The sequence below is a fragment of the Streptomyces sp. NPDC059957 genome (assembly GCF_042730015.1).
Taxonomy (GTDB): Bacteria; Actinomycetota; Actinomycetes; order Streptomycetales; family Streptomycetaceae; genus Streptomyces.
In genome coordinates, this window is record NZ_JBHWMB010000143.1 from 1 (window position 1) to 8835 (window position 8835).

The following is an 8835-nucleotide window of genomic DNA, read 5'->3' on the forward strand; positions in this document are numbered from 1 at the left end:
TTTCCACCTTTCCCCGGGCTCCGCCCGGACCCGGTCCTCAAACGCCGGACGGGCTGGATTTTCCGGCTCCGCCGGGAAAATTCAGCCTCGCCGGCGTTTGAGGCACGGGGTCTGGGGCGGAGCCCCAGGGGCTCGGGCGCAGCCCGGGGCCGGCGGGTCAGGGCGGAGCCCTGGGAACGGTGGAAAGGCGGGTAAGGGACTTCACGCCGCGCAGCGGCAATTCGGGGGCCGGGCCGGGCTTCGCGCCCCGGGACGGGAAACGCCGAGGCCGGGGCTCGATCCCCCCGAGCCCCGGCCTCGGCCGTGTTCCCACCCCTGTCGGCCAGAGAGACCCGGTCCGCACCTGCCGCCCCGTGTCGGCGGTCCGGCCCGGGTCCCTGTCCGTAGCCCCCAGTCTGGCGTCAACGCGCCCCGCGCCCATCCGCGCAGCTACTCATTTCCGCGCCTAGGTACGGATACTCACCCGCCCCACCAGTTCTACGCGGCCCCACCGCCCCCGCGGCACCGCCGATCGGGGGGCACCGCCGAACAGGAACCGCCGTCAGCGGTTCCCGCTCACCCGGCCCCGCAGCAGCAGCGACAGCGCCGAGTGCACGTCGTCCAGCGACCGCTCGCTCTGGAAGGACTGCCAGTCCAGCGCCGCCACCAGCACCATGCCCACCATCGCCGCGGCCGTCAGCGGCACGTCGATCTCCGCGCTGAGCTCCCCCCGCTCCACGCCTTCGCGGAGCACCGTCTCGACGACGGCGACGGCCTCGCGCCGGACGACCATCAGCGTGGACTGCCAGGTCCGGTTGGTGCGCCACAGCTCGGCGACGTAGAGCTGGGTGAAGGCGGGGTACCGGTCGATGAAGACCAGTCCGGCCCGGATCATCTCGTCGAGCGCCTCGACCCGGGTCCCGCCCCTGGCCTCGGTGGATTCCGCCGCCGTCCGCAGGGACTCGGTCAGGAGACCGACGCCGTGCCGCAGCAGCTCCTCGAAGAGGTCGTTCTTGCTGGCGAAGTTGTAGTAGACGGTGCCCTTCGCCACGCCCGCCCGCTCGGCGATCTCGTCGACCGTCGTCGCGGAGAAGCCCTGCTCCGCTATGAGGGTGACGGCCGCTTCGTAGAGCTTCTGCCGTGTGGCCTGGCGGCGGCCGCCGCCCCCGGCCGTACCGGTGCTGCTGCTTTCCATGGCGCTGATTCTCACAGGTCAACCTGTCCCTTCGGGCTACAGGCTCAGTTCCGGGCGCAGCCGGTCCATCGTCCACACCTGCTTGCCGCGGGCGGCGAGGGCGGTGAGGGCGAGGGCGCCGGCCGTGAAGGCGGTGAGGACCGCGAAGCCCTGCCAGACCGGGGCGAGGTCGCCGCCGGTGATGAGCCGGCGCAGGCTCTCGACCACGTAGGACATCGGCAGGTAGGGGTGGATGGCGTTGAAGAAGCCGGGGCTGGTCTGGACGGGGTAGGTGCCGCCCGCCGAGGTCAGCTGGAGCATCAGGACGGCCAGGACCAGGATCCGGCCGGCCGCGCCGAACTTGGCGTTGAGCCACTGGACGATCGCGGCGAAGCAGGCGGTGACCAGCATCAGGAAGGCGATGGTGAGCGCCGGCCGGGCCATCTGCAGGCCGAGTCCCCAGTGCAGTACGGACATCAGTGCGCCCACCTGCGCGGCGCCGATCCCGACCACGGGCAGCCAGCCCGCGAAGGCGATCCGCCAGGGCGAGGCTCCGGCGGCGAGAGCCCGCCGGTTGAGGGGTGCGATCAGCATGTAGGCGACCATCGCGCCGACCCAGAGGGAGAGCGGGATGAAGTACGGGGCGAAGCCGGTGCCGTAGTTGGGCGCCTTGTGCAGGGACTGGTTGGCGAGCCGCACCGGGTCGGCCATGACCTCGGTGCGGGCTTCGCGCTGCTGCTGGTCGTAGGCGGGGATCTTGCCCGCGCCGTCGTGCAGGCCGCCGGCGAGTTCGCCGTTGCCGTCGACGAGCTTGACCAGGCCGCCGTCGAGGTCGTGCGCGCCGGCGCCGAGCTTGCCGACGCCCGTGCCCAGTTCACCGGAGCCCTTGGTGGCGGAGCCGATGCCGGTGTGCAGCTGGGCCATGCCGGCGGAGACCTTGTGGGCGCCGTTGTTGAGGGCGTTCACCTGGGTGACCGCCGCTTCGAGGTCCGCGGAGAGGCCGGGGGCCCTCGTGACGAGGAGGCGGGCTTCGCGCTCCAGGTCGGCGAGCTGCTTGTGGAGGGTGGCGAGGTCGCCGTTCGCGTTCTTCAGCAGGGTGTCGACGTCACCGGCGAGTTCGGCGGCTTCGGCGGCGTCGTCCTTGAGCCTCTTCAGCTGCGGGCAGGTGTCGGGGAGCGGCACCGCACCGGTCGTGCAGGTCTTCGCGTAGACATCGGCGGCGCCGGTGGAGACGCGCTGGGTGACGGTGGCGGCGGCCGGGGCCGCCTTGGCGAAGGCTTCGAGGTGGTTGTCGACGACCCGGGCGGTGTCGGCGACGAGTTCGGCGCTGTCCGCGAGGCTCTTGGGGTCCTTGAGGAAGGGGCGGGCCTTGTCGGCGGCGCCGCCGACCTTGTCCGCGAGCTTCTGGGTGCCGGCCGCGATGTCCTTCGTACCCGTTTCCAGCTGTCCGGCGGCCACGTTGAGCTTCTTCAGTCCGCCGGTGAGCTGGCCGTTCTTCTCCTTGGCCGTGTCCAGGCCGTCGGCGAGGTCCTTGGCGCCCTTCTGTGCCTTGCCCGCCCCGTCCGTGAGCTTGTCGGCTCCGTCGGCGGCCTCGGCGGTCTTGCCGTGCAGGTCGGAGAAGTTCACGAAGATCTTGTCGAGGAAGCCGCGGGAGGCGTTGGTGGACGCCGCGGAGCGGACCTCGGAGAAGACGGTGCGCGAGATCGAGCCCACGATGTAGTTGTTCGCGTCGTTGGTGCGGACCTGGAGGGCTCCGGTGGCGGGGTCCTCGCCGGAGCTGGAGGCGATCTTCGCGCTGAAGTCGGCGGGCATGGTGAGGGAGAGGTAGTAGGTACCGTTCTCCAGCCCCTCGGCCGCCTCCTCGGCGCTCACCTCGCGCCAGTCGAAGGTCTTGCTGTCGTGCAGCTTGCGGGTGATCTCGCCGCCGGCGTCGATCTGCTTCCCGTCCACGGTCGCGCCCCGGTCGGAGTTGACGAGGGCGACCGGCACCTTGTCGAGACGGCTGTACGGATCCCAGAAGGACCAGAGGTACAGGGCTCCGTAGAGCAGCGGCAGCAGGAGCAGCGAGACGAGGGCGGCCCGGGGCAGCTTCCCCCGCCCGAACCGCTTCAGCTCAAGCGCGGCCAGTTTCGGCGAGCGCATCGTCGTCCCCCTTCGTGTCGGGCGTGGCGTGGGCGGCGTCCGCGTCGTCGGCGGCGTCCGCGATGACGGCGGCGTCGGCGGTGGCCTCGGCCGCGTCGGAGCCGGAGCCGGAATCAGATGCGGAGCCGGAGTCGGAGTCGGAGTCGGATTCCTGCGGGCTGGTGGCCTGGATGCCCCAGGTGACCCTCGAGTCCTTGGGCCGGGGCACCACGACGGATCCTGCGGCGGGTTCCGCGGCCGGGCCGGCGGTGGAGTCCTCGGCCGGAGCCGCGGCGGGTTCCGCCACCGGGCCGGTGCGCAGGACCGTCACGTCGGACGGGGCCTCGCTGCACACCGCGAGGACGGTGGTCCCACCGGCGGCGAGGGAGCGCAACAGGTCCCAGGCTTCGGCGCGCTCGGTGTCCGAGAGCTTGAGGTCCAGGTCGTCCACGGCCAGCAGGCGCGGCGAGCCGAGCAGCGCGATGGCCACCGACAGCCGTACGGATTCCAGCCGTTCCAGGTCGCGTACGGAGGTGCGCGGCCCCTTCGGCAGGGTGGCGACGTCCAGTCCGGCGGCGGCCAGCGCGGCGTCGATCCGGGTCGCGGTGGAGGTGCGGCGCTCCTCGCGCGGCCGGAGCAGGGCGCGGACGGGGCCGTCGTAGCGGCGCTGGAGGAGGGCTCCCTCGCGCAGTTGCTCGGCGACGGTGAGGGCCTGGTCGAGGTCGTTGACCCCGGGGACCGGGCCGAGGGCGGCGATGCGGCGGACCGCGGCCATCTTCTTCGGCAGCCGGTGGCGGCCGATCTCGGCGTGGCCCTCGGTGGGCTTCATCCGGCCGGTGAGGGCGAGGAGCAGGCAGGTCCGCCCGCTGCCGGAGGGGCCTTCGACCGCGATGAGCGAGCCGGGCGCCGCGTCGATCCCGACGCCCCGGAACACCCAGCCGCGCGGGCCCTTGACTCCGAAGTCCTCGGCTCTGACGGCCGCGCCGTGCGGGCTGTCCACGCCCTCCCCCTTCTTTTGAACTGACCAGTCAGTTCAAAAACTAGCATCCTCGTCCGCACCCGCTGCGCAGGGGGCGGCAGTTGCCCGGCCACGAGCCCGGATCGGGGGACGAAACCGCAGGTCAGCGCGATTGTCAGTGGGGGCCGTCACGATGGGGACACGTCACTCAAGACCAGCTCAACCCGTAGGAGCTACACCAGGCAGCGCGAAGCGCACGCAACGACAGGAGGTTCGTCATGGCCACACCGTCCCCGTCCCCTGTCCACCCCGTCCCCCGGAAGTCGGCGGCACCACCCGCCGCCCTCGACCTGCTCGCCAAGGCCCACGAGGGCCTGGCCGAAGCCGCCCGGCTGACCCGGCCCCACGAGCGGTACGCCACCGCCCACCTCGCCGCGCTGCGCGCCGCCGCGGCCGTGCTCGCCGCGCGCGGGCGGCCCGAGCCCGTGCACCCGCGGCGCAGGCCGCGGATCCGCAGCGCGTGGGAGGTGCTCCCGGAGATAGCGCCCGAACTGACCGAGTGGAGCGCGCTCTTCGCCTCCGGCGCGGCCCGCCGGGCGCGGGCGGAGGCCGGCATAGCGAGCGCGGCCACCGGCCGGGACGCGGACGATCTGGTGCGTGCCGTCGCGATGTTCCTGCGCCTGGTGGAGCGGATGCTCGCGCTCCGCCCGCCGGCGCCGGCCGGCCCGGCCCGGAGCCTGCCGCTGCCGCGGACGGAGCGTCCGGACGCGGGATGACCTGCCCGGCAGTCGGAGGCCATAGGGTGGGCAGCGACCGCTCACCCAACGCGCCGAGGAGCCATCAGCCGTGTCGGACACTTCCCGCCCCCGCGCCTCCCTCCGCACCGCCGTGGTGTGGGAGGTCCTCAAGGAGGCGCTCGACCGCCGGGTGAAGGCGACCGGGCGGGACGTGCTGGACGTACTCGACACGGGTGGCGGTACCGGGAAGTTCGCCGTCCCGGTGGCCCACCTCGGCCACCGGGTCACCGTGGTCGACCCGAGCCCCAACGCGCTGTTCGGACTGGAGCGCCGGGTCGCCGAAGCGGGCGTGGCCGATCTGGTCCGCGGGGTGCAGGGCGACGCGCAGGGCCTGCTCGATGTCGTCGAGCGCGATTCCTACGACGTGGTGATCTGCCACGGCGTGCTGGAGTACGTGGACGACCCGGCCGAGGGCGTGGCCAACGCCGTGGCCGCCCTGCGCCCCGGCGGCATCCTCAGCCTGCTCGGCGCCGGACTCGGCGGGGCCGTGCTGGCGCGCGCCCTGGCCGGGCACTTCACGGAGGCCCGTACGGCCCTGACCGACCCGGCCGGCCGCTGGGGCTCGGGCGATCCGGTGCCGCGCCGCTTCACCGCCGAGCAGCTTTCCGCCCTGGTCTCCGAGGCGGGTCTGTCCGTGGGCGCGGTGCACGGGGTCCGGATCTTCGCCGACCTCGTTCCGGGTGTTCTGGTCGACACCGAGCCCGGCGCCGTCGAGGCCCTGCTGCGCCTGGAAGAGGCCGCCGCCGAGCTTCCCGCGTTCCACGCGGTCGCCACGCAACTGCACGTTCTCGGCGAGAAGCACGCCTGATCTGCGGAGCAGAGGGGAACGCGGTGCGCCACTCACCCTCCGAACCGGCGTCGTGACCCGTATGATCGGGGTCAGCGCCCGGCATGCCGAGCGGACCTCTGGGGAATAACGCCCTCAGTGGGCCGTTCAAGACGGCGCTGAGCATTCCCCAAGCGGTACTTTTTACGGGCAGTGTTTTTTAGAACGTGGCGTAGAGGGCGGGTATCACGGGGGCGATTCCCCGCCTATCCTGAAGGGGACCCCTGGTCGCTCCCCCCCGCGACCGACGGATGAGGAGGACTCCCGTGCCGCTCTCGGAGCACGAGCAGCGAATGCTCGAGCAGATGGAGCGAGCGCTGTACGCCGAAGATCCCAAATTCGCTACAGCGCTTGAGGGAAGCGGACTGCGCACGTACACCCGGCGACGGGTCTACCAGGCAGTCGCAGGCATTGTGGTGGGTATCGCGCTCCTCATGACCGGTGTGATCGTGCCGAACGTACTGTGGATCAGCGTGGTGGGATTCCTCGTCATGCTGGGTTGTACGGTGCTCGTGGTCACCGGTTGGCGCAAGGCACCCAAGCCTGGTGAGCAGCCCGCCTCCGGTAGTGCAGGCGGTTCGCCCCAAGGGCAGAACCGGCAGCGTCGGTCGATGATGGGCCGTATCGAGGAACGGTGGCAGCGCCGCCGTGACGAACAGGGGCAATAGCCCCACCGGCAGACTCGGGTGAAGGGACGGCCGCCGGAAGGCGGCCGTCCCTTCACCGCTGTCCCGACTCACTGCTGTCCCGACTCGCCGATTCCGCGCCGGATCACGGCTTCTGGGACATGATGATCAGATGAGTGTGCTCCCCCTGGTCTTCACCAGCGGCTGGGCCAGTGGGATCAACGCGTACGCCGTGGTCCTGCTGCTCGGCATCTTCGGCAGGACCGGCCTGACCGACGAGGTCCCCGCGTCCCTGCAGCGCACCGACGTGCTGATCGTGGCGGGAGCCCTCTTCCTCTGCGAGGCGGTCGCCGACAAGATCCCGTACGTGGACTCCCTGTGGGACACCGTCCACACCGTGATCCGCCCGGTGTCCGGAGCGGTGGTCGGCGCACTGCTGGCCGGGCAGAGCGGCTCGCTCTCCGACATCACCGCCGGCGCGGTCGGCGGCACCACCGCCCTGGCCAGCCATTTCGTCAAGGCCGGCACCCGCATGGCGATCAACACCTCGCCCGAGCCGTTCAGCAACGTCATCGTGAGTACCGCCGAGGACCTCGGCGTGGGCGGGATCGTCACCTTCGCGATGTTCAATCCGGAGGCCGCCGCGATCATCTGCGCCGTCCTGCTGATCATCGGACTCGTCCTGCTGATCTACCTCTGGGCCAGGATCCGGCGCTTCCTGCGCCGCCGCGCCCAGCGCCGCGAGGAGAAGAGGCTCGCCGCCGAGGTAGCCCGGGTCGCTCGATAGGCTCAGCGCATGGCACGAATTGCGGTGATCGGCGCCGGGATGGGCGCGATGGCGACGGCGGCACGACTGGCCGTGGCCGGACATCAGGTGACGGTGTACGAGCGCGGGACGACCTACGGCGGAGCCGTGGGCCGCTACGCCCGCGACGGCTTCGTCTTCGACACCGGCCCCGGGCTGGTGCACCTGCCCGCCGTCTACCGCGATCTGTTCGTCAAGACCGGCAAGCGCCCGCTGGAGGAGTGCGCGGAACTGGTCCAGATCGACCCCGCCGTCCGCTACCTCCTCCCGGACGGCCGTACGCTCACCTTCCCCGGCGGCTCGCACGGCGGCGCCGCCGCCGCCGTGGACGCGGCCTTCGGGCCCGGCTCCGGGGACCGCTGGAGCGCGGTCCTGGGCCGCGCCCGGGACGCCTGGGACGCCACCCGCCGGCCGCTCCTGGAGGAGCCGCTGCGCGCGGACCACTCCGCGCTCGGCCGCGACCCGTACCCCGCGCTGCGCGGCAGCGGGCTGCTGCGCCGCCGGCCGCCGACCCTGGCCGAGGTCGCCGCCCGCGAGCTCGGCGGCGGCGGCTTCGACGAGCTGCTCACCTCGCGCGTGCGGGCCTACGGGGTCGATCCGGCGACCGCGCCCGCCTCGGCGGCGGTGCTGCCCTACATGGAGCAGACCTTCGGCAGCTGGTACGTGCGCGGCGGGACCCGGGAGCTGGCCAGCGCCGTGTACGAGCGGTGCCTGGAGCGGAAGGTCGCCTTCGAGTTCGGCGCGACGGTGCGCGAGGTCCTCGTGCGGGACGGCCGGGCGGCCGGGCTGCGCCTGGCCGACGGCACCGAGGTGACGGCCGACCACGTGGTCTGCGCGGCCGACCCCCGGCTGGTGAAGATGCCGACCGCCCTGGACGCCGCACCCGCCCGTACGGAACCCGCACATTGGTACACCCTGTTCGCCGCGCTGCGCGGGGCCCGCGAGGACGGGGCCGCGCACCGCACGCTGGTCGGCCCCGTCACCGTGCTGCGCCCCGACGACCCCGCCACCCGGCCGGACGCCGAACACGAGGCGGTCACCGTGCACGCCGTGGTGACGGCGGGAGCGGCGGCCGCTCCGTCCGCCGAGGACCTGCTGACGGCGGCCGCCCGCGTCGTCCCCGGGCTGCGGGAGCGGCTGCTGTGGCACGAGCTGCGCACCCCGGCCGATGTCCGCTCGGACACGGGCTCGGTGGACGGCCGGGTCCCCGCGCCCTCACTGGCCGGTGCCGGGGGCCGGATGCTGCACCCCGCGAACACCACCGGCGTACCCGGTCTCTACCTGGCCGGCGGCTGGGCACACCCGGGCGGCGGGCTGGCGCACGCCGGGATGACCGGGGCCCTGGTGGCCGGGCTGATCGTGGAGGGCGCGGACTTCCGCGGCTCGCGGTAGGCCGGATCAGGTCCTAGGGGGTGTCTTGCCGATCAGGCCGGGCTCGCGGCGTCTGGCACCGCGCCTCGCCGCGTTGTCGTCACTCGCCGACGCTCCGCGTCGACTCCCTCCTCCGCCTTGCGATGCACGGCACCAGACGCCGCTCCCTGATCCGGCC

8 protein-coding genes are annotated in these 8835 nt (G+C 72.8%); 5 read left to right on the top strand and 3 right to left on the bottom strand.

Annotated elements, in window-relative coordinates; translation table 11 throughout:
• Positions 1 to 541: 541 nt before the first annotated feature.
• The 3 genes from ACFWBW_RS40880 to ACFWBW_RS40890 are packed head-to-tail and all read right to left on the bottom strand — an operon-like array spanning position 542 to position 4274.
• Entirely contained in the window at positions 542 to 1189 is a 648-nt protein-coding gene (locus tag ACFWBW_RS40880) for a TetR/AcrR family transcriptional regulator (protein ID WP_243330126.1), read from the bottom strand.
• Between the two features lie 21 nt (positions 1190 to 1210).
• Positions 1211 to 3295 carry a YhgE/Pip family protein gene (locus tag ACFWBW_RS40885; protein WP_385384719.1) on the bottom strand — a complete coding sequence of 695 codons (2085 nt, stop codon included), beginning with the start codon at positions 3293 to 3295 and terminating at the stop codon, positions 1211 to 1213.
• The gene (locus ACFWBW_RS40890) at positions 3267 to 4274 is read right to left on the bottom strand and encodes an ATP-binding cassette domain-containing protein (protein ID WP_385384722.1); all 1008 of its coding nucleotides are present in this window, start codon (positions 4272 to 4274) and stop codon (positions 3267 to 3269) included. The genes ACFWBW_RS40885 and ACFWBW_RS40890 overlap by 29 nt, the downstream gene beginning before the upstream one ends.
• A 236-nt stretch (positions 4275 to 4510) precedes the next feature.
• Between ACFWBW_RS40890 and ACFWBW_RS40895 the strand changes: the two genes are divergently transcribed.
• The 5 genes from ACFWBW_RS40895 (at position 4511) to ACFWBW_RS40915 (ending at position 8678) form a co-directional block, all read left to right on the top strand.
• On the top strand, positions 4511 to 5008 hold the full coding sequence (locus ACFWBW_RS40895) for an SAV_6107 family HEPN domain-containing protein (RefSeq protein ID WP_385384725.1): 498 nt from the start codon (positions 4511 to 4513) through the stop codon (positions 5006 to 5008).
• A 70-nt stretch (positions 5009 to 5078) separates the two neighbouring features.
• A complete protein-coding gene (locus ACFWBW_RS40900; protein WP_385384727.1) occupies positions 5079 to 5837 on the top strand; it encodes a class I SAM-dependent methyltransferase in 759 nt (252 codons plus the stop codon).
• 284 nt (positions 5838 to 6121) lie between these two features.
• On the top strand, positions 6122 to 6523 hold the full coding sequence (locus tag ACFWBW_RS40905; RefSeq protein WP_266877102.1) for a DUF3040 domain-containing protein: 402 nt from the start codon (positions 6122 to 6124) through the stop codon (positions 6521 to 6523).
• Between the two features lie 130 nt (positions 6524 to 6653).
• Positions 6654 to 7268, top strand: coding sequence for a DUF4126 domain-containing protein (locus tag ACFWBW_RS40910; RefSeq protein ID WP_385384731.1), 615 nt, complete (start codon positions 6654 to 6656; stop codon positions 7266 to 7268).
• A 9-nt stretch (positions 7269 to 7277) separates the two neighbouring features.
• Positions 7278 to 8678 carry a phytoene desaturase family protein gene (locus ACFWBW_RS40915; RefSeq protein ID WP_385384734.1) on the top strand — a complete coding sequence of 467 codons (1401 nt, stop codon included), beginning with the start codon at positions 7278 to 7280 and terminating at the stop codon, positions 8676 to 8678.
• Positions 8679 to 8835: the final 157 nt, after the last annotated feature.